At 71.0% G+C, this 21,082-nt stretch carries 17 protein-coding genes; 13 read left to right on the forward strand and 4 right to left on the reverse strand.

Going from position 1 to position 21,082, the window contains the following annotated elements:
* Positions 1-18: 18 nt before the first annotated feature.
* Positions 19-1,440, forward strand: a complete 1,422-nt coding sequence (locus tag ACIQM4_RS24435; RefSeq protein WP_401595327.1) for a sugar porter family MFS transporter — start codon at positions 19-21, stop codon at positions 1,438-1,440.
* A 90-nt stretch (positions 1,441-1,530) separates the two neighbouring features.
* On the opposite strand, the gene ACIQM4_RS24440 is transcribed toward ACIQM4_RS24435, so the two are convergent.
* Together ACIQM4_RS24440 and ACIQM4_RS24445 are read right to left on the reverse strand one after the other, a co-directional pair.
* Complete coding sequence (locus ACIQM4_RS24440) at positions 1,531-2,529, reverse strand: LLM class flavin-dependent oxidoreductase (protein WP_401595329.1); 999 nt, start codon at positions 2,527-2,529, stop codon at positions 1,531-1,533.
* A 62-nt stretch (positions 2,530-2,591) separates the two neighbouring features.
* Positions 2,592-4,037 (reverse strand): cytosine permease, encoded by a 1,446-nt coding sequence (locus tag ACIQM4_RS24445; RefSeq protein ID WP_401595332.1) that lies wholly within the window; start codon positions 4,035-4,037, stop codon positions 2,592-2,594.
* Positions 4,038-4,235: 198 nt separating this feature from the next.
* On the opposite strand from ACIQM4_RS24445, the gene ftsY reads away from it, so the two are divergent.
* Entirely contained in the window at positions 4,236-5,453 is a 1,218-nt protein-coding gene (ftsY, locus tag ACIQM4_RS24450) for a signal recognition particle-docking protein FtsY (RefSeq protein WP_401595335.1), read from the forward strand.
* Between the two features lie 122 nt (positions 5,454-5,575).
* Here ftsY and ACIQM4_RS24455 read toward each other — a convergent pair whose 3' ends face one another.
* Entirely contained in the window at positions 5,576-6,229 is a 654-nt protein-coding gene (locus tag ACIQM4_RS24455) for a bifunctional DNA primase/polymerase (RefSeq protein ID WP_401595337.1), read from the reverse strand.
* A 493-nt stretch (positions 6,230-6,722) separates the two neighbouring features.
* On the opposite strand from ACIQM4_RS24455, the gene ACIQM4_RS24460 reads away from it, so the two are divergent.
* The 6 genes from ACIQM4_RS24460 to ftsH all read left to right on the forward strand — a co-directional run bounded on the left by ACIQM4_RS24460 (position 6,723) and on the right by ftsH (position 16,491).
* On the forward strand, positions 6,723-8,198 hold the full coding sequence (locus ACIQM4_RS24460) for a hypothetical protein (protein WP_401595339.1): 1,476 nt from the start codon (positions 6,723-6,725) through the stop codon (positions 8,196-8,198).
* Positions 8,199-8,510: 312 nt separating this feature from the next.
* Positions 8,511-9,872 (forward strand): ammonium transporter, encoded by a 1,362-nt coding sequence (locus tag ACIQM4_RS24465; protein WP_401595342.1) that lies wholly within the window; start codon positions 8,511-8,513, stop codon positions 9,870-9,872.
* Positions 9,869-10,207, forward strand: coding sequence for a P-II family nitrogen regulator (locus ACIQM4_RS24470; protein ID WP_401595345.1), 339 nt, complete (start codon positions 9,869-9,871; stop codon positions 10,205-10,207). Before ACIQM4_RS24465 ends, ACIQM4_RS24470 begins: the two co-directional genes overlap by 4 nt.
* A 27-nt stretch (positions 10,208-10,234) precedes the next feature.
* On the forward strand, positions 10,235-12,664 hold the full coding sequence (locus ACIQM4_RS24475; RefSeq protein WP_401595347.1) for a [protein-PII] uridylyltransferase: 2,430 nt from the start codon (positions 10,235-10,237) through the stop codon (positions 12,662-12,664).
* Positions 12,665-12,903: 239 nt separating this feature from the next.
* Entirely contained in the window at positions 12,904-14,460 is a 1,557-nt protein-coding gene (ffh, locus tag ACIQM4_RS24480; RefSeq protein WP_401595350.1) for a signal recognition particle protein, read from the forward strand.
* A gap of 99 nt (positions 14,461-14,559) precedes the next feature.
* Positions 14,560-16,491: an ATP-dependent zinc metalloprotease FtsH gene (ftsH, locus tag ACIQM4_RS24485; RefSeq protein WP_401595353.1), complete on the forward strand. Its 1,932-nt coding sequence runs from the start codon at positions 14,560-14,562 to the stop codon at positions 16,489-16,491.
* Between the two features lie 70 nt (positions 16,492-16,561).
* Here the strand turns inward: ftsH and ACIQM4_RS24490 are convergent, their stop codons facing one another.
* Positions 16,562-17,404 carry an SAM-dependent methyltransferase gene (locus tag ACIQM4_RS24490; protein WP_401595355.1) on the reverse strand — a complete coding sequence of 281 codons (843 nt, stop codon included), beginning with the start codon at positions 17,402-17,404 and terminating at the stop codon, positions 16,562-16,564.
* Between the two features lie 551 nt (positions 17,405-17,955).
* On the opposite strand from ACIQM4_RS24490, the gene ACIQM4_RS24495 reads away from it, so the two are divergent.
* From ACIQM4_RS24495 to trmD, 5 genes are all read left to right on the forward strand, one after another.
* Positions 17,956-18,549 carry a hypothetical protein gene (locus tag ACIQM4_RS24495; RefSeq protein WP_401595358.1) on the forward strand — a complete coding sequence of 198 codons (594 nt, stop codon included), beginning with the start codon at positions 17,956-17,958 and terminating at the stop codon, positions 18,547-18,549.
* 189 nt (positions 18,550-18,738) lie between these two features.
* Positions 18,739-19,179 carry a 30S ribosomal protein S16 gene (rpsP, locus tag ACIQM4_RS24500; RefSeq protein ID WP_401595360.1) on the forward strand — a complete coding sequence of 147 codons (441 nt, stop codon included), beginning with the start codon at positions 18,739-18,741 and terminating at the stop codon, positions 19,177-19,179.
* Between the two features lie 2 nt (positions 19,180-19,181).
* Complete coding sequence (locus ACIQM4_RS24505) at positions 19,182-19,421, forward strand: RNA-binding protein (protein WP_401595363.1); 240 nt, start codon at positions 19,182-19,184, stop codon at positions 19,419-19,421.
* Positions 19,422-19,572: 151 nt separating this feature from the next.
* Complete coding sequence (rimM, locus tag ACIQM4_RS24510) at positions 19,573-20,133, forward strand: ribosome maturation factor RimM (protein WP_401595366.1); 561 nt, start codon at positions 19,573-19,575, stop codon at positions 20,131-20,133.
* A complete protein-coding gene (gene trmD, locus ACIQM4_RS24515) occupies positions 20,133-20,954 on the forward strand; it encodes a tRNA (guanosine(37)-N1)-methyltransferase TrmD (RefSeq protein WP_401595369.1) in 822 nt (273 codons plus the stop codon). Before rimM ends, trmD begins: the two co-directional genes overlap by 1 nt.
* Positions 20,955-21,082: the final 128 nt, after the last annotated feature.

Raw genomic sequence — 21,082 nt, forward strand, 5'->3', positions numbered from 1 at the left:
CCGGGTCCAGGAGTTCACGTGACCAGCACAGCGACACCGTCGTCATCCGGAGGCCAGCAGGCCGCTCCGGACCACCTCGGCCATGTCATCTTCATCACGGCCGCGGCCGCGATGGGCGGATTCCTCTTCGGCTACGACAGCTCGGTGATCAACGGCGCCACCAAGGCGATCGGCGACAAGTACGCGATCGGCGCCGGGGCGCTCGGACAGGTCATCGCCGTCGCGCTGATCGGCTGCGCCGTGGGCGCCGCGACCGCCGGACGGATCGCCGACCGGATCGGCCGCATCCGGGTCATGCAGATCGCCGCCGTGCTGTTCACCATCAGCGCCGTGGGTTCCGCACTGCCCTTCGCGCTGTGGGACCTCACCATGTGGCGCTTCCTCGGCGGCATCGCGATCGGCATGGCGTCGGTGATCGGCCCGGCCTACATCGCGGAGGTCGCCCCGCCGGCCTACCGCGGTCGCCTCGGCTCGTTCCAGCAGGGCGCGATCGTCCTCGGCATCGCGATCTCGCAGCTCGTCAACTGGGGCATCCTCAACTGGGCGGGCGGCAACGACCGCCACAAGGTCCTGGGCGGGCTGGAAGCCTGGCAGGTCATGCTCGGTGTGATGGTCATCCCCGCCGTGATCTACGGTCTGCTGTCCTTCGTGATCCCCGAGTCGCCGCGGTTCCTGGTCTCCGTGGGCAAGACCGACAAGGCCAAGAAGATCCTGGCCGAGGTCGAGGGGGAGCACATCGACCTGGACGCCCGCGTCGCCGAGATCGAGCACGGCATCCGCAGCGACCACAAGTCGACCTTCAAGGACCTGCTCGGCAGCAAGTTCGGCTTCCTGCCGATCGTCTGGGTCGGCATCGGCCTCTCCGTCTTCCAGCAGCTGGTCGGCATCAACGTCGCCTTCTACTACTCGGCGACGCTGTGGCAGTCCGTGGGTATCGACCCGAGCGACTCGTTCTTCTACTCGTTCACCACGTCGATCATCAACATCATCGGCACGGTGATCGCGATGATCTTCGTCGACCGGATCGGCCGCAAGCCGCTCGCACTCATCGGCTCCATCGGCATGACGGTCGCCCTCGCCTTCGAGGCCTGGGCCTTCTCGGCCGACATGGTGGGCGGCAAGCTGCCCGACACCCAGGGCATGGTGGCCCTGATCGCCGCCCACGTCTTCGTGCTCTTCTTCGCCCTGTCGTGGGGTGTCGTGGTCTGGGTCTTCCTCGGTGAGATGTTCCCGAACCGGATCCGCGCCGCGGCCCTCGGTGTGGCGGCAGCCGCGCAGTGGATCGCCAACTGGGCGATCACGGCGAGCTTCCCGTCCCTGTCGAGCTGGAACCTCTCCGGCACGTACGTCATCTACACGGTCTTCGCGGCCCTCTCGATCCCCTTCGTGCTCAAGTTCGTGAAGGAGACCAAGGGCAAGAGGCTGGAGGAGATGGGCTGAGCCTCGGCCCATCCCGGGCTGACGCCCGGCCCGCCCCCTGGCTGACGCCCGGCCCGCCCCCAGGCTGAGCCTCGGCCCGGGGTGGCCCGCTCAACCGGCCCCGTCCGCCGCCCCGGCTCGCTCGGCGAGCCGGGGCAGCGCCTTTTCCGCGAACAGCCGCAGACTCTCGCGGCCCTCCTCCACCGGCATCCCGCCGCACAGCGGATGCAGCACCAGGCTCTGCGCGTCCAGTTCCGCGCACTGCTCCGGGGTGAGGATCCGGTAGACCCCCTCGGCCCGCAGCTCCTCGACGGTGCCCGCGGCGGACCGCACCGCCGAGCGGATGTCCTTCGACTGCCAGGAGGCATACGTCCGCGCCTCGTGCAGGAAGTGTTCGCCGTACTTCGCCCAGGCACGGTCCGGGTCCTCGCTGATGTGCAGCAGCGGGGTCTCGGCGGCCGGCATCATGCAGAAGCCCTCGGTGCCGTGGAGCTCGCACTGCTCCTGGTAGTACGCCTCCAGCTCCGGCAGGTGCGCGCTGGGGAAGAACGGCAGGCCCAGCCGTGCCGCGCGCCGGGCCGCCGCCTTCGAGCTGCCGCCCACCAGGAGCATCGGGTGCGGCTGGGTGTACGGGCGCGGGGTGATGCGGACGGTCCGGCCGCGGAACGTGAAGGGCTCGCCCGACCAGGCCTTGAGCAGGGTCTCCAGGAGCTCGTCCTGGAGCTTGCCGCGCCGGCCCCACTCCGCGCCCAGCTGCTCGTACTCCTCGGGCCGGTAGCCGATCCCGGCGACCGTGACGAGCCGGCCGCCGCTCAGCAGGTCGAGCACGGCGATGTCCTCGGCCAGGCGGAGCGGATCGTACAGCGGGCCGATGATCGCGGAGACGGTGACGGCGATCCGCCGGGTGGCGCCGAAGACTGCGCCCGCGAAGGCGAAGGGCGATGGCAGCCAGCCGTTCGCCGCGCCGTGGTGCTCCTCCGTCTGGACGGTGTCGATGCCGTGCGTGTCGGCGTACGCGGCCATCTCCAGGGCGGCGCCGTAGCGCGCCCGCAGGGAGGCAGGGGTCGCATCGGGCTCGACCAGGTTGAACCGGACCACTGAAAAGGCCATGACGCGAAGTCCCCCTCCGCCGGGTGTGGGAATGGCGAAGGGGGACCCTAGCTGACGCAACGTCAGATGGACAGGCTTTCGGCGTGCTCCGCGCGTTCCGCGGGGGCCTGTGCGCGCGGCAGTACCGCGTACAGGACGGCCGCCGCGACGATCGTCACGACCCAGCCGAGGCCGTTCGCGCCGAGCCAGGTGGTGGCCAGCGGGCCGGTGAACCACTCGACCTTCGTGAACAGCAGGCCGACCACCAGTGCCACGCCCCAGGCGATCATCGCGGACCAGGCGAAGCCGCCGCGGTACCAGTACGCGCTGGTGCGCGTGGTGTCCATCAGCGCCTCGCCGTCGTACGAGCGCCTCTTGAGCATGTCGACACCGAAGACGCCGATCCAGGCCGAGAAGGCCACCGCGAGCAGCGTGAGGAAGGAGATGAACGAGCCGATGAAGCTGGTCGCCACCACCATCAGCAGGAAGCCGAAGATCAGGCTGATGATCGCGTTGACGCTGACCGCCCAGGCGCGCGGCACCTTGATGCCGAGGGTCTGTGCGGTGAATCCGGCCGAGTACATCGACATGGAGTTGATCAGCAGCATCCCGATCAGCGCGATGACCAGGTACGGGACGGAGATCCAGGCCGGCAGCAGCTCACCGATGAAGGAGACCGGGTCCTGCGCCTTCGCCAGGTCCGGGGTGGAGACCGCCATCACGGCGCCCATCAGGACCATCGGCAGCACCACGATGCCCGCGCCGCCGATCGAGGCGCCGACCATGCCCTTCGCGGAGGCGTTGCGCGGCAGGTAGCGGGTGAAGTCGGGGCCGGTGGGCACCCAGCTGATGCCGCCCGCGGCGATGGTGCCGATGCCCGCGATCAGCATCGCCGTCGACCCGGCCGGCTTGGCGAAGACGGCCGACCAGTCGGTGTTGGCGATCAGGTAGACCAGGACCAGCACGCTGAAGACGCCGAAGAGGTACGTCGACCACTTCTGGCAGACCCGCAGCGCGTTGATGCCCAGGCCCGAGACGACGAAGGTGCAGGCCACGAAGAGGAGCAGGGTGACGACCACCAGGGTGGTGTTGCTCCGCACGCCGAAGAGCAGGTCGAGCACGGTCAGGACGGCGTACGCACCGGTGACCGCGTTGATCGTCTCCCAGCCCCAGCGGGCCACCCAGATCAGCGAACCGGGGAAGAGGTTGCCGCGCTGGCCGAAAACCGCCCGCGAGAGCGCCATGCCGGGCGAGCCGCCGCGCTTTCCGGCGATCGAGATCAGGCCGACCAGGCCGTAGGAGACGACCGGCGCGGCGAAGGCCACGACGAGCACCTGCCAGAAGTTGAGGCCGTTGAACACGATCAGTCCGGCGCCCATGGTGAGCAGCAGCACGCTGATGTTGGCGGCGACCCAGGTCGGGAAGAGCTCGCGGACGTGGCCGCTGCGCTCGCTGTCGGGGACCGGTTCGAGGCCGCGGGTCTCTACCGTGCTCTCCGGTGCGGCTGTGGGTTCGGCGGTGGTGCTCATGGGTGGGGGTTCCATGCCTCTCGCTCGGCACGCGACGTTGCGGGCCGGTGGGGGAGTGATCGGAGTGGACTCTACGCGCGTTGATACACGTGCCGCCATCGTACTTTGACCCGACTGCGCCCCAGAAAAGGGGTATGTGCCTTGGAGGAAGCACCAAAGAGGACCTGAGCGGGTCCGGTGGCCGATACTGATGAGGTTATGGACATCCTCACTCTTGCCGTACTCATCGCAGTCATCGCCCTGGTCGCGGTCGGCACGATCAGCGGGCTCGTGGTCAGCGGCCGCAAGAAGAAGCGGCTGCCGCCCTCCGCGCCGCCGAGCACGCCGACCGTCACCGCCCCGCCCGCCGAACCTCAGGTCGGTGAGGACGCCGCTCCGCCGAAGGACGAGGCGCGCCGCACCGTCGAGGAGGTCGACCTCCCGGACGCGCCCGTCGTGGTGGAGGAGCCGGTCGTCGAACCGGTGCCCGAAGCCCCCGCCCTCGACGTCCCCGAGCCCACCGCGGGTCGCCTGGTCCGCCTGCGCGCCCGGCTCGCCCGCTCCCAGAACTCGCTCGGCAAGGGCCTGCTCACGCTGCTGTCGCGCGACAACCTCGACGAGGACACCTGGGAGGAGATCGAGGACACCCTCCTCACCGCCGACGTCGGCGTGCTCCCGACCCAGGAGCTCGTCGGGCGGCTGCGCGAGCGTGTCCGGGTCCTCGGCACCCGCACCCCCGACGAACTGCGCCACCTGCTCCGCGAGGAGCTGCTGAACCTCATCGGCACCGACCTCGACCGCGCCGTGCAGACCGAGGGCGGCCTCGAAACCCCCGGCGTCGTCATGGTCGTCGGTGTCAACGGCACCGGGAAGACCACCACCACCGGCAAGCTCGCCCGGGTCCTGGTCGCCGACGGCCGCTCGGTTGTGCTCGGTGCGGCCGACACCTTCCGTGCCGCCGCGGCCGACCAGCTCCAGACCTGGGGCGAGCGCGTGGGCGCCCGTACGGTACGGGGCCCGGAGGGCGGCGACCCGGCGTCGATCGCCTTCGACGCGGTCAAGGAGGGCATCGCCGAGGGCGCGGACGTCGTGCTCATCGACACGGCCGGCCGGCTGCACACCAAGACCGGGCTCATGGACGAGCTCGGCAAGGTCAAGCGCGTCGTCGAGAAGCACGGTCCGCTCGACGAGGTGCTGCTCGTCCTGGACGCCACCACCGGGCAGAACGGCCTGGTGCAGGCACGGGTGTTCGCGGAGGTCGTGAACATCACCGGCATCGTGCTGACCAAGCTCGACGGCACCGCCAAGGGCGGCATCGTCATCGCCGTCCAGCGGGAACTGGGCGTACCGGTGAAGCTGGTGGGCCTGGGCGAGGGCGCGGACGACCTGGCGCCGTTCGAGCCGGAGGCCTTCGTGGACGCCCTGCTCGGGGACTGAGGCCCCGCGTCCGCCGGCTGCCGTACGCACTCCTACGACGAAGGGCCCCTCGCACGCCGCACGTGCGCGAGGGGCCCTTCGTGCTGTCCGCGTAGCCCGGGTGGTCCGGGCGCCCGTGGCGCTCAGGTCAGATGGCGGTGGCAGATGTACGCCAGGGTGCCCAGCAGCAGGCGTGCCTGCGGGGGCCTGGCCGCCGTGTCGAGGGAGGGCGGACGCAGCCACCGGACGTGGCCCAGGCCCGCCTGGTCCGAGGGGGGAGCGGTGACGTAGGCGCCGGGACCCAGGCACCGCAGGTCGAGGTCCGCGTCGTCCCAGCCCATCCGGTAGAGCAGCTCGGGGAGCGCCGCCGCCGCGCCCGGCGCCACGAAGAAGTGGGTACGGCCGTCCGGCGTCACGCTCACCGGGCCGAGCGGAATGCCCATCCGCTCCAGTCTGACCAGCGCCCGCCGGCCAGCCGCCTCCGCGACCTCCAGCACGTCGAACGACCTGCCCACCGGCAGCAGCACCGCGGCGCCCGGGAACTGCGCGCACGCCGCCGTGACCTCGTCCAGCGTCGCACCCGCGGGCACCACCTGAGCGAAGTCGAACGGATGGGCGCCGGGCGCCGGACAGGACGCGTCGCCGCAGGAGCAGACACCCGCGACGGCCCGCGCCCCGGGAATCACGTCCCAGCCCCACAGTCCGGTGTACTCCGCCACCGCCGCGCCCTCCGTCGTACGGCCGCGCCGCCGTGTGCCGGAGCGCATGTCCCGGATGCCGCCGATCGTGAAGCCCATGCCCCCTCCAACGGGTCGAACTCGCCGGTGGTTACGACATGGAGCGGGGCGTTGACGCTCCGTCATGCCGATGATGTGTCGTGGCACCGCCGGTCCGGCTTCGGCGGCGCGCCGGGACGCCCGGGGTGGTGCGCAACGCCGCACGCGCTCCGGTGTACGTCGCTCCGCCCGCCCCTGATCGTCCTGTGTCAAGTGAATCGCGCCCGCCCGTGGGGGAGTTCACTCGCAGGGGTGGCGAATGGTGGCGTTTCTGTAAGTGCCCTCGCCGGAGGGGTGATCGTAGGATTACTTTCAGTGCATGAACCCTGGAGGTACGCGCGTTCATGGGTATGCCGGAGGCAAGCCGGATTCCTGTTCGAGGGGGCGCGTTCTGCGGACAGAAGGCCCAACTCGCGGCATTCTGTGAGGGGTTCAGGCGGAGGATGTGTGTACGCAGAGGATGAGTCGGAGCGCGGTGAGCGGCCCGCTCCGGGCGACGGAAGGAGGCGTTCCCGTGGGCGGCAGCAGCGCTAGTGGTGGAAACGCCGGCAAGCGCCCGAACGAGCAACTCGGTTCGTGGTTCGCGCGCAGCGGCTGGTCCAAGGGCGAGCTGGCCCGGCAGGTCAACCGCAGGGCCCGCCAGATGGGCGCCCACCACATCAGCACCGACACCTCCCGGGTGCGCCGCTGGCTGGACGGCGAGAACCCCCGCGAGCCCATCCCGCGCATCCTCTCCGAGCTCTTCTCCGAGCGCTTCGGGGCCGTCGTCGCCATCGAGGACCTCGGCCTGCGTGCGGCGCACCAGTCGCCCTCGGTCTCCGGGGTCGACCTCCCCTGGGCCGGACCGCAGACTGTCTCGCTGCTCAGCGAGTTCTCCCGCAGCGACCTGATGCTGGCCCGCCGCGGGTTCCTCGGCTCCTCCCTCGCGCTGTCCGCGGGACCCGCCCTCATCGAGCCGATGCAGCGCTGGCTGGTTCCGTCCTCGGTGGGCGACCCGGGCCCCACCGAGTCCGCCGCCGCCTCCCGCCGGCCCTCCAGACTCTCCGAACCCGAGCTGCAGCTCCTCGAATCCACCACCATGATGTTCCGCCAGTGGGATGCCCAGTGCGGCGGCGGACTGCGCCGCAAGGCCGTCGTCGGCCAGCTGCACGAGGTGACCGACCTGCTCCAGGAACCGCAGTCCACCGCCACCTCGAAGAGACTGTTCCGGTGCGCCGCCGAACTGGCCGAGCTGGCGGGCTGGATGAGTTACGACATCGGCCTCCAGCCCACCGCCCAGAAGTACTTCGTGCTCGCCCTGCACGCCGCCAAGGAAGCGGGCGACAAGCCCCTCGGCTCGTACGTCCTGTCCAGCATGAGCCGTCAGATGATCCACCTCGGGCGCCCCGAGGACGCGCTGGAACTGGTCCACCTCGCCCAGTACGGCAGCCGTGACTGCGCCACCTCGCGCACCCAGGCCATGCTGTACGCGATGGAGGCCAGGGCGTACGCCAACATGGGCCAGCCCAGCAAGTGCAAGCGGGCCGTCCGGATGGCCGAGGACACCTTCACCGACGCCGGGCTCGACGACGAGTGCGACCCCGACTGGATCCGCTTCTTCTCCGAGGCCGAACTCAACGGCGAGAACTCGCACTCCTACCGCGACCTCGCCTATGTGGCAGGCCGCAGCCCGACCTACGCCTCGCTCGCCGAGCCCGTCATGGAGCGCGCGGTGCAGCTTTTCGAGAAGGACACCGAGCACCAGCGGTCGTATGCACTGAACCTCATCGGCATGGCCACCGTGCACCTCCTCAAGAGGGAGCCCGAACGGGCCGTCAAGTACTCCCAGGACGCCCTGGCCGTCGCGGGGACGGTCAGGTCCGAACGGGTGAACAACCGCCTGCGCAAGACCGTCGAGGGCGCCGTCCGCGAGTTCGGCGACGTGGCGGAGGTCCACGACCTCACCGACCAGCTGGGGGCCCAGCTGCCCGAAGCCGCCGAAGCGGTGTAGGCCCCATCGCCGCCGTACGGGCGGCCCACAGACCCGGCCGCGACAGCAGCCCCGTGAAGCCCGACTCGGCTCCCCCACGCCAGGTCACCGGGGAAGCTGTCGCGGTCGGCCCGTGTCCGGCCCCGCGCCGGGCCGCGCCCGACGCCGGCGCCGGCCAACCTTGATCCGTGCGTTCATTTCCGCGTAACACGCACGACGCCATCGTCACTGCGGCGAAACATCCGGCGGCATTCGCCGAAATCACGCTCCGCCACTCTCTGGGTCCATAACCAGCCACCCCGCACTGGCCGCCCCGAGGACGAGGAGACGCCGATGCCCCCAGGCATCACGACGTTGACGCTTGCCGCAGAAGCCCCCACGCTGTCCGCAGCCAACACCGGCTTCATGCTCATCTGCTCCGCCCTGGTGATGCTGATGACACCGGGCCTGGCCTTCTTCTACGGAGGCATGGTCCGCGTCAAGTCCACCCTGAACATGCTGATGATGAGCTTCATCAGCCTCGGGATCGTCACGATCCTGTGGGTGCTCTTCGGTTTCAGCCTCGCCTTCGGGGACGACATCGGCTCCGTCATCGGCTGGAGCTCGGACTTCGTCGGACTGAGCGGCATCGGCCTCACCGAGCTCTGGGACGGCTACACGATCCCCGTGTACGTCTTCGCCGTCTTCCAGCTGATGTTCGCCGTCCTCACCCCCGCACTGATCAGCGGTGCGCTCGCGGACCGGGTGAAGTTCACCGCCTGGGCGCTGTTCGTCGTGCTCTGGGTGAGCGTCGTCTACTTCCCCGTCGCGCACTGGGTGTGGGGCGCGGGCGGCTGGCTGTTCGAACTGGGCGTCATCGACTTCGCCGGCGGAACCGCGGTCCACATCAACGCGGGAGCGGCGGCCCTCGGCGTCATCCTGGTCATCGGCAGGCGGGTCGGTTTCAAGAAGGACCCGATGCGCCCGCACAGCCTGCCGCTGGTGATGCTCGGCGCGGGGCTGCTGTGGTTCGGCTGGTTCGGCTTCAACGCCGGTTCGTGGCTGGGCAACGACGACGGCGTGGGCGCGGTCATGTTCGTCAACACCCAGGTGGCGACGGCGGCGGCGATGCTGGCCTGGCTGGCGTACGAGAAGATCCGGCACGGCGCGTTCACCACACTGGGCGCCGCTTCCGGCGCGGTGGCGGGACTGGTCGCCATCACCCCGGCCGGCGGCTCCGTCTCCCCGCTCGGCGCGATCGCCGTCGGTGTCATCGCCGGCGTGGTGTGCGCCATGGCCGTCGGGCTCAAGTACCGCTTCGGGTACGACGACTCGCTGGACGTGATCGGGGTCCACCTGGTCGGCGGTGTGCTCGGCTCGCTGCTCGTCGGGTTCTTCGCCACCGGCGGCGTACAGTCCGACGCCAAGGGCCTCTTCTACGGCGGCGGCCTCGAACAGCTGGGCAAGCAGGCCGTCGGCGTCCTCGCCGTACTCGCCTACTCCCTGGCCGTCTCCGCGCTCCTCGCCTTCGTCATCGACAAGGTCATGGGCATGAGGGTCGAGGAGGACGTGGAGGTCTCCGGCATCGACCAGACCGAGCACGCCGAGACCGCCTACGACTTCACGGGAGCGGGCGGCGGCGCCTCCCCCCGTACCCCGGGCGCCGGCCCGCTGCCCGGTCCGACCGCAGAAGCGAGCAAGAAGGTGGACGCATGAAGCTGATCACGGCGGTCGTCAAGCCGCACCGGCTCGACGAGATCAAGGAGGCCCTGCAGGCCTTCGGGGTGCAGGGTCTGACCGTCACCGAGGCCAGCGGTTACGGCCGTCAGCGCGGGCACACCGAGGTCTACCGGGGCGCCGAGTACACCGTCGACCTCGTACCGAAGATCCGCATCGAGGTGCTCGTCGAGGACGAGGACGCCGAGCAGCTGATCGACGTGGTCGTGAAGGCCGCCCGCACCGGGAAGATCGGCGACGGCAAGGTGTGGAGCGTGCCCGTCGAGTCGGCGGTCCGGGTCAGGACCGGCGAGCGCGGCCCGGACGCGCTGTAACCCTGTTCGTAAGCTTGGGAGCTGCTGGTGGCGAGTGTGGAAGTGACCGAAGAAGCCGACCCCTCGGGACCCAGCGGCTACGCGGCGGCCCGGCTGCGGCTCCTCCAGGAGGAGCCGCGGTCCGGGCCGCCGCGCCGTTCCGCACTCGCCGGGATCACCGACGGGTGGGTGGGCGAACTGTTCCGCACCGCCGCACGCGAGTCGGGGGTGCGCTCGGCCGCACTGATCGCGGTCGGCGGCTACGGGCGGGGCGAACTCTCCCCGCGCAGCGACCTCGATCTGCTCCTGCTGCACGACGGCTCGTCGTCGGCCGCGGTCTCGGCCCTCGCCGACCGCGTCTGGTACCCGGTCTGGGACCTGGGGATCGCCCTGGACCACTCGGTACGCACCCCCGGCGAGGCCCGCAAGGTCGCCGCCGACGACCTCAAGGTGCACCTCGGCCTGCTGGACGCCCGCCATGTCGCGGGTGACCTCGGGCTCACCACCGCCCTGCGCACCACCGTCCTCGCCGACTGGCGCAACCAGGCCGTGAAGCGACTGCCGGAACTGCGCGAACTCGGCACCGAGCGGGCCGAGCGGGCCGGCGAGCTCCAGTACCTCCTGGAGCCCGACCTCAAGGAGGCACGCGGTGGTCTGCGCGACGCCACCGCGCTGCGTGCCGTCGCCGCGTCCTGGGTCGCCGACGCCCCCCGCGAGGGTCTCACCGAGGCCCGCCGCACCCTGCTCGACGTACGCGACGCACTGCACCTGACCACCGGGCGCGCCACCGACCGGCTCGCCCTCCAGGAGCAGGACCAGGTCGCCGCAGCCCTCGGCCTGCTCGACGCGGACGTACTGCTGCGCAAGGTGTACGAGGCGGGCCGCACGCTGTCGTACGCGAGTGACGTGACCTGGCGGGAGGTCGAGCGGGTGCTCAGGTCCCGGTCCGTGCGGCCCAGGCTCAAGGCCCTCCTCGGCGGCAGGCCCGCGCCCGACCGGACGCCGCTCGCCGACGGGGTCGTGGAGCAGGACGGCGAGGCGGTCCTCGCCCGTACCGCGAAACCGGAACGGGACGCGGTGCTTCCGCTCAGGGCGGCGGCCGCCGCGGCACAGGCGGGGCTGCCGGTCAACCTGCACGCCGTACGCCAACTGGCCAAGGTCTGCCCGCAGCTGCCGGTGCCCTGGCCGGCCGAGGCCCGCGAGGAACTGGTCACCCTGCTCGGCGCGGGGGAGCCCGCGGTGCCCGTGTGGGAGGCGCTGGAGGCGGAAGGCCTGGTCACCCGGCTGCTCCCGGACTGGGAGCGGGTGCGGTGCAGGCCGCAGCGCAACCCCGTGCACACCTGGACGGTGGACCGCCACCTCGTCGAGGCGGCGGTGCAGGCGGCCCGCTTCACCCGCCGGGTGGGCCGTCCCGACCTGCTGCTGGTGGCCGCGCTGCTGCACGACATCGGCAAGGGCTGGCCGGGCGACCACTCGGTGGCAGGAGAGACGATCGCCCGGGACATGGCGGCCCGGATCGGCTTCGAGGCCGCCGACGTGACGGTGCTCGCGACGCTGGTCCGACACCACCTGCTGCTCGTCGAGACGGCGACCCGGCGCGACCTGGACGACCCGGCGACGGTGCGGTCGGTGGCGGACGCGGTCGGCTCGGCGTCGACGCTGGAGCTGCTGCACGCCCTCACCGAGGCGGACGCGCGTGCCACCGGGCCTGCCGCGTGGTCGTCCTGGCGGGCCTCGCTGGTGGCCGACCTGGTGAAGCGGGTGGGCGCGGTGCTGGCGGGCGAGGCGCCTGCTGATCCGGAACCCGCCGCGCTGACCGCGGCGCAGGAGCGCCTGGCGGTGGAGGCACACCGCACCGGCGGTCCCGCGCTGGCACTGCGCTCGCGGGAGGAGGGGGACGCGGGCCTCGGTGTCGAGCTGTCGATCGCCGTCCCCGACCAGCCCGGGGTGCTGCCCGCGGTGGCGGGAGTGCTCGCCATGCACCGGCTGACCGTGCGCACGGCCGAAGTGCGTTCGGTGGAGCCGCCGTTGGAGGGGGCCGCGCCGGTGCTGCTGCTGGACTGGCGGGTGGCCGCGGCGTACGGGGAACTGCCGGAGGCCTCGCGGCTGCGGGCCGACCTCGTACGGGCGCTGGACGGTTCGCTGGACCTGGCGTCCCGGCTGGCCGAACGGGAGAAGGCGTACGCGGCGAGGTCCCGCCGCAGGGCCCCGGCCCCGCCCCCGCGGGTCACGGTCGCCCCGACGGCGTCCCGGCACGCGACGGTCCTGGAGGTACGCGCCCAGGACGCGCCCGGCCTGCTGCACCGGATCGGCCGCGCACTGGACGCGACGGGGGTGCGGGTACGGAGCGCACACGTGTCGACGCTGGGGGCGAGCGCGGTCGACGCCTTCTACGTGACGGGCGCCAAGGGCGATCCGCTCGGGGCTGACGAGGCGGCACAGATCGCCCGGGAGGTGGCAAAGGCGCTGGGCGACTGAGAGGCAGGCCACGCCACGGCCGCCGCCACTGCTGCCTCCATGCCGCAACTGCCGCCACGCGGTGTGCTGTGGTTGCCGCCGCGTCGTTCGCCGTGTCGCGAGTGCCTCCCGGCCGTCGTCGTGGGGTTCCTCGCGCCCTGCGGTGGGTGAATCAGACCTGCCCGGCGCTCCACACTCCCGCGCCCGATACGCTGGGTGCCAAACTCACCCGCCCCCTACTCCGAGGACCAACGAGCGCCGTGTTCGATACCCTCTCCGACCGCCTCAGCGCGACTTTCAAAAACCTCCGCGGAAAAGGCAGGCTCTCCGAGGCGGACATCGACGCCACCGCCCGCGAGATCCGTATCGCGCTGCTGGAAGCGGACGTGGCCCTGCCGGTCGTCCGCGCCTTCATCAAGCAGGTCAAGGAGCGCGCCTCCGGCTCCGAGGTCTCCAAGGCGCTCAACCCTGCCCAGCAGATCATCAAGATCGTCAACGAAGAGCTGGTCGGCATCCTCGGCGGCGAGACCCGCCGGCTGCGGTTCGCCAAGTCCGGCCCGACGGTGATCATGCTCGCGGGCCTCCAGGGCGCCGGTAAGACGACCCTCGCCGGAAAGCTCGGCCTCTGGCTGAAGGGGCAGGGCCACTCCCCGCTCCTCGTCGCCTGCGACCTCCAGCGCCCGAACGCCGTCAACCAGCTCAGCGTCGTCGCCGACCGCGCCGGCGTGGCCGTCTACGCGCCCCAGCCGGGCAACGGCGTCGGCGACCCGGTCACGGTGGCCAAGGACTCCATCGAGTACGCGAAGACCAAGCAGTTCGACGTCGTCATCGTCGACACCGCCGGCCGCCTCGGCATCGACCAGGAGCTGATGCAGCAGGCCGCGGACATCCGCGACGCCGTCAGCCCGGACGAGATCCTGTTCGTCGTCGACGCGATGATCGGTCAGGACGCGGTCAACACCGCGGAGGCCTTCCGCGACGGCGTCGGCTTCGACGGCGTGGTCCTCTCGAAGCTCGACGGCGACGCCAGGGGCGGCGCCGCGCTGTCCATCGCGCACGTCACCGGCCGCCAGATCATGTTCGCCTCCAACGGCGAGAAGCTGGACGAGTTCGACGCGTTCCACCCGGACCGGATGGCCTCCCGAATCCTCGACATGGGTGACCTGCTCACCCTGATCGAGCAGGCGGAGAAGACCTTCAGTCAGGAGGAGGCCGCCAAAATGGCCTCCAAGCTGCAGTCCTCCAAGGGTGGCAAGGACTTCACGCTCGACGACTTCCTGGCCCAGATGGAGCAGGTCAGGAAGATGGGTTCGATCTCCAAGCTGCTCGGCATGCTGCCGGGCATGGGGCAGATCAAGGACCAGATCCAGAACATCGACGAGAAGGACGTGGACCGCACCGCGGCCATCATCAAGTCGATGACCCCGGGCGAGCGCGCCGAGCCCACGATCATCAACGGCTCGCGCCGCGCCCGCATCGCCAAGGGCTCGGGCGTCGACGTCAGTGCCGTGAAGAACCTGGTGGAGCGCTTCTTCGACGCCCGCAAGATGATGTCGAAGATGGCCCAGGGCGGTGGCATGCCCGGTATGCCGGGCATGCCCGGGATGGGCGGCGGCCCCGGTAGGCAGAAGAAGCAGATCAAGCAGGCCAAGGGCAAGCGCAAGAGCGGCAACCCGATGAAGCGCAAGGCCGAGGAGCAGGCGGCCGCCGAGCGGCGCGAGCAGGCCGCGCAGAACGGCGGCGCGTTCAACCTTCCCGCAGGTCAGGACCCCAAGGACTTCGAGCTCCCGGACGAGTTCAAGAAGTTCATGGGCTGACGCACGGGTCTCTCCCGGGGCCTGGCGCGGTTCGGTACGGCGCCGTGGGCACTCTCCTTCGAGAGTGCCCACGGCGTTTTTGTGTCGTAACGTCCCGATATGAGCAACCCTGTGCCGCCGCGCCAGACCCCTGACCAGCCGTGGCGTTCGGAGGGTGCGCCGCCACCGCCGCCGGAGAAGAAGAAGATGCCCGGCGGCTGGGGACGGCTCGCGCTGACCGCTCTGACCGTGTTCCTGCTCGCCAATCTCGTCCTGGGCCTCTTCAACGAGGGCGACGAGCCCACGATCGCGTACACCGAGTTCAGCAAGCAGGTCACCTCGGACAACGTCTCCAAGATCTACTCCAAGGGCGACGCGATCCAGGGCGAGCTCAAGAAGGAGCAGCCCGTTCCCGACTCGGGGACGAAGGACGCGAAGTACACCAAGTTCGTCACCCAGCGCCCCGCCTTCGCCGACGACAAGCTGTGGGACGAGCTGACCAAGGACGGCGTGACCGTCACCGCGAAGCCGGTCGTCGAGGAACGCAGTTTCCTCTCCAACCTGCTGATCTCCCTGGCGCCGATGCTGCTGCTCGTCGCCCTGTGGGTGGTCATCGCGCGGCGGATGAGCGGCGGCGCGGGCGGCGGGATGGGCGGCCTGGGCCGCAAGGCACCGCCGAAGCCGGTCGAGGTGACCGCAGGTAAGCGGACCACCTTCGAGGACGTCGCGGGCATCGACGAGGTAGAGGGCGAGCTGGCGGAGGTCGTCGACTTCCTCAAGAACCCGGAGGCCTACCGGAGGCTGGGCGCCCGGATGCCTGGCGGTGTGCTGCTCGCAGGACCTCCCGGCACCGGCAAGACCCTGCTCGCGCGGGCCGTCGCCGGTGAGGCCGGGGTGCCGTTCTTCTCCGCCTCCGCCTCTGAGTTCATCGAGATGATCGTGGGCGTGGGAGCGGGGCGGGTACGTGAACTCTTCGCGGAGGCCCGCAAGGTGGCCCCCGCGATCATCTTCATCGACGAGATCGACACCATCGGCCGGGCCCGCGGCGGCGGCTCGGGCATGGGCGGACACGACGAGCGCGAGCAGACGCTGAACCAGATCCTCACCGAGATGGACGGCTTCTCCGGCTCCGAGGGCGTCGTCGTCATCGCCGCCACCAACCGCGCCGACGTCCTCGACCCCGCCCTCACCCGGCCGGGCCGCTTCGACCGCGTCGTCACCGTCAGCCCGCCCGACCGGGGCGGCCGCGAGGCCATCCTGCGGATCCACACCCGGTCGATCCCGCTCGCCGACGACGTGGACCTGGCCCAGGTGGCCCGTACCACCCCGGGGATGACCGGCGCGGACCTCGCCAACCTCGCCAACGAGGCAGCCCTCCTCGCCGTCAAGCGGAAGCAGGACGCGGTCACCGGGCGCGACCTCTCCGACGCCCTGGAGAAGGTTCAGCTCGGCGCCGAACGCCCCCTGGTCATGCCCGACGAGGAGCGGCGCAGGACCGCCTACCACGAGAGCGGGCACGCCCTGCTCGGGATGCTCCAGCCGGGCGCCGACCCGGTACGCAAGATCACGATCGTGCCGCGCGGCCGGGCGCTGGGCGTCACCCTCTCCACGCCGGACTCCGACAAGTACGCGTACACCGAGGAGTACCTGCGCGGCAGAATCATCGGCGCGCTCGGCGGCATGGCTGCCGAGCAGGTGGTCTTCGACGTGATTACCACGGGTGCCGAGAACGACCTGGAACAGGTCACCAACCTGGCCAGGGGGATGGTCGGCCGCTGGGGGATGAGCGAGCGGGTCGGCCGTCTCACCGCCATCCCGTCCGATGCGCAGCAGGCGTACGGTCTGTCCGCCGCGCCCGCGACGCTCGACGCAGTCGACAGCGAGATGCGCCGCATCGTCGACGAGTGCTACGCGGACGCGCTGCGCCTCCTGGAGGAGAACCGGCCCAGGCTGGACGCCCTGTCCCAGGCGCTGCTGGAGAACGAGACCCTGGGTGAGGCGGACGCCTACCGCGCCGCGGGCATCACGCGCCTGGCGAAGCCGGACGCGTGACGCCACGCGAGGCCCCCGGGGCCCCGGGACTCGCCGCCGAACCGCTCCCTCGCCGAGAGCGCCGGGCGGGTTACGGCTTACGGGCGACGAGGTAGCGGAACACGTTCGGCATCCACACCGTCCCGTCCGCCCGCAGATGCGGGTGCAATGCCTCCACCAGCTCCTTCTTCACCTGCGCCGGGTCCGTCGCCCGTACCGCCGCGTCGAAGAGGCCGGTGGACATCAGCCCGCGTACCGCGCTGTCCGTGTCGCCGTACCCGAAGGGGCAGGCGACCCGACCCGAGCCGTCCGGCTTGAGTCCGGCCCGAGCCGCCACGTCCTCCAGGTCGTCCCGCAGCGCGGGCCGCCAGCCCCCGGAGGTGCGCGGGGCGTCGGTCAGCCGCGAGGCCACCCGCAGCACCGCCGACGTGGCGCAGCGCTCCGGCGGCCCCCAGCCCGTCAGCACTACCGCGCTGCCGCGGCCCACCAGGCGCACGGCGTCGTCGAGCGCGGGGGTGAGGCCGTCGCTGTCGCCGGCCGCACAGCCGATCGGCTCGAAGGCGGTCACCAGGTTGTACGGTGCCCGGCCGGCCAGCTGCGACGGGCCGCCGCAGGCCACCGCGTCCGTCACGTCCGTGGTCGCGTCAGCGTCGAGCAGCCGTTCGCGGGCGAGAGCGACCCGCGCGGGGTCGGGGTCCACGCCGCAGGCCGAGGCGCCCCTGGCGGCCGCGACGAGCAGGGCCAGGCCCGCGCCGCAGTCGAGGCCGAGCAGCCGGGTGGCAGGGCCTACCTCAAGCCGCTCGTAGACCGCCTCGTAGAGCGGAACCAGCATCCGTTCCTGGATCTCGGCCCAGTCACGCGCGCGGGTGACCGCACGCGTGTCCGCAGTCGGCGAGGTCGTGTTCGGGTGGTGCTGGACGAGCGTTGGTGTCATCGAAAGCGCCCCAATCCGCCAAGAGGTCGGTCCTGCCCTTGTGTGGCAACTGTGTGGCAACCCCCGTGCTGTGCGCGTCGGCACATCCCCCCGTATGTCAGGGAACTCCGCATCCGTCCGCGCGTCCAGTGGGCGAAGGGCAATGCTTGCGTGTTCCGTGCGTGCGCCCCCGACACCCGCCCCTGGTGCGCTCCGCCACGGGCGGACGGCCGTACGGCGTCTGTCCGAGGCGCCCCGGCCGGTGCGCGGTCCGTCCGACGGGGCGGGTGGCGTCGGTTCCCGCACTGGTCCGTTCGGGGGAACCGGGGCGGGGGCCGTGGCCCGGCGCCCGTGCCACGGAAGCTCGGCCCTCACCTCCTGGCTGGTGGTTCGGGTCCACCCGGGGGCGTACCCGGGGATACGTACCGGGTTGGCGCGAGCTGCGCGGGTCCTCCGCAGATCGGCGCACCCTTCCTCGGCGCGAGACATCAGTGGGAACTGACTGGTACGTGCAAATTATTTGGGATGCCCCGGAATAGGAACACGGGGGCCCTCCGGCTCGTTGTCACGTCGTGAGCACGACACCACCTGTCCTCGCCGCAGAGCTGGCGCAGGCGTGGGCCGACATCCAGCGGTACCACCCCGAGCTGCCCGATCTTGCCGCGCCCGAGTCCCTGATCGGAGAGTCCTCGTCCGCCTGCGGCGCGGCCCTCTCCTTCGAACGACTGCTGCACGAGGCAGTCCACGGCATCGCCGCAGCCCGCGGCGTCCGTGACACCTCACGCGCCGGTCGCTACCACAACCGCCGTTTCCTGGCGATCGCCGAGGAGTTGGGCCTGGACCACCCCGAGGAGCCGCATCCCAGCAGCGGGTTCTCCCTGGTCGCCCTCAACCCCGAGGCGAAGCGCCGCTACCGCCCCACCATCGAGCGGCTGTCCCGCGCGCTCAAGGCGCACACGGTCGCCACGGCGGCGGACACCAAGCGGTCCTTCCGCGGTCCCGCCGCCCGGCACGGCTCGTCCGGAGGAGGCGTGCGGGTCAAGGCCGTCTGCGACTGCGGGCGCAACGTCCGCGTCGTGCCGTCGGTGCTGGCGCAGGCCCCGATCGTGTGCGGCGGCTGCGGCAAGCCGTTCCGTATCCCCGACGTGGTGGCCGCCGTTAGCTAGGCCGAGCGAGCCCCTTGGCCCGCGGACCGGCGCGTCGCAGGTGTGTGGCACAATGGACAGCTGTACTCGACAGCCGCACAGGACCCCTCTCTCCTCCGGCTGACGCGTCCATCGGGCACTCCGAGTACCGCAACCCCACGCGACATCCCGTGGTGCCCAACCACGTCAATTCCAGGAGAGAACACTCCAGTGCTCAAGATCAAGCTGAAGCGCCTTGGCAAGATCCGTTCGCCTCACTACCGCATCGTCGTCGCCGACGCCCGCGTGCGTCGCGACGGTCGTGCCCTCGAAGAGATCGGTCTGTACCACCCGGTGCAGAACCCCTCGCGCATCGAGGTCAACGCCGAGCGTGCGCAGTACTGGCTTTCCGTCGGCGCCCAGCCGACCGACGCCGTCCTCGCCATCCTGAAGCTCACCGGCGACTGGCAGGCGCACAAGGGCCTTGAGGCCCCCGCGCCGCTGCTGCAGCCGGCGGCGAAGGAAGACAAGCGCGCTTCCTTCGACGCCTTCGCGAAGGCTCTCGAGGGTGGCGACGCCAAGGGCGAGGCCATCACCCCGAAGGCGAAGAAGGCCGACAAGAAGGCGGACGAGGCCCCGGCCGACGCCGCCGCTGAGTCGACCGAGGCCTGATCATGCTCGAGGAGGCTCTTGAGCACCTCGTGAAGGGCATCGTGGACAACCCCGACGACGTGCAGGTCGCCTCGCGCACCCTGCGTCGCGGACGTGTCCTTGAGGTCCGGGTGCACCCCGACGACCTCGGCAAGGTGATCGGCCGTAACGGCCGTACCGCCCGTGCCCTGCGTACCGTCGTGGGAGCCATCGGCGGCCGTGGCATCCGCGTCGACCTCGTCGACGTGGACCAGGCCGGCTGAGCATCAGGCAGTAGAGCATTACCGGCAGGGGCCGGGGAGGGCTGAGGCCCGCCCCGGCCCGTTGTCGTTTCCGTACGCTTGCCTACGGACCACCGGCAACCGGCATCCGTACCTGCAAGAGCGTCACCGGATCGAACAGGAGAGAACGAGAGTGCAGCTGGTAGTCGCGCGGATCGGCCGCGCCCACGGGATCAAGGGCGAGGTCACCGTCGAGGTGCGCACGGACGAGCCGGAGCTGCGGCTCGGGCCCGGCGCCGTACTGACCACGGACCCCGCGGGCATCGGCCCGCTGACCGTGGAGACCGGCCGGGTGCACAGCGGCCGGCTGCTGCTGCGCTTCGCGGGGGTCAAGGACCGCACCGGGGCCGAGGCACTGCGCAACACCCTCCTGATCTCGGACGTCGACCCCGAGGAGCGCCCCGAGGACCCCGAGGAGTTCTACGACCACCAGCTCGTCGACCTCGACGTGGTGCTCGCGGACGGCACGGAGATCGGCCGGATCACGGAGATCACGCACCTGCCCTCGCAGGACCTGTTCATCGTGGAGCGCCCGGACGGGAGCGAGGTGATGATTCCGTTCGTGGAGGAGATCGTCACCTCCGTCGACCTCACCGAGCAGCGCGCGGTCATCGACCCGCCGCCCGGTCTGATCGACGACAGCCAGGCGGTCGTGGCCTCGACGCGCGACGACGAGGCGAAGGACCAGGACTGATGCGGCTCGACGTCGTCACGATCTTTCCCGAGTACCTGGAGCCGCTGAACGTCTCGCTCGTCGGCAAGGCCCGCGCCCGTGGGGTCCTGGACGTGCGGGTGCACGACCTGCGCCGGTGGACGTACGACCGGCACAACACCGTCGACGACACCCCGTACGGGGGTGGTCCCGGCATGGTCATGAAGCCCGACCCGTGGGGCGCCTGCGTCGACCAGGCGCTCGCCGACGGGTACGAGGCGGGAGCGCACGGCCCCGTCATGGTCGTGCCCACCCCCAGCGGCCGGCCCTTCACACAGGAGCTCGCCGTCGAGCTCTCCCGGCGCCCCTGGCTGGTCTTCGCACCTGCGCGGTACGAGGGCATCGACCGCCGCGTGACGGACGAGTACGCGACCCGGATGCCGGTGTACGAGGTCTCCATCGGCGACTACGTGCTGGCCGGCGGCGAGGCGGCGGTGCTCGTCATCACGGAGGCGGTCGCCCGGCTGCTGCCCGGCGTCCTCGGCAACGCGGAGTCCCACCAGGACGACTCGTTCGCCCCCGGTGCGATGGCCGACCTCCTGGAGGGGCCGGTCTACACGAAGCCGCCCGAGTGGCGCGGCCGGACCATCCCCGACGTGCTGCTGAGCGGGCACCACGGGAAGATCGCACGCTGGCGGCGGGACGAGGCGTTCCGCAGGACCACCGCGCACCGGCCGGACCTGATCGAGCGCGCGGACCCCGCGGCCTTCGACAAGAAGGACCGCGAGATGCTCTCCATCCTGGGGTGGCGGCCCGGCCCGGACGGCCGATTTGGGCGTGACCCCGAGGCCGTGGAAGAATAAGCAGCTGTTGTCCGTCCGCGTGCGCCCCTGCCACAGGGGGAACGACGCCCGTCCGACGTGATCAGCATCCCTTTCATCTTCGACATACCGCTGATGACCTGTGGCATCAGTGAGGAAAGCAGACACAC

This window comes from Streptomyces sp. NPDC091272 (assembly GCF_044757485.1).
Taxonomy (GTDB): Bacteria; Actinomycetota; Actinomycetes; order Streptomycetales; family Streptomycetaceae; genus Streptomyces.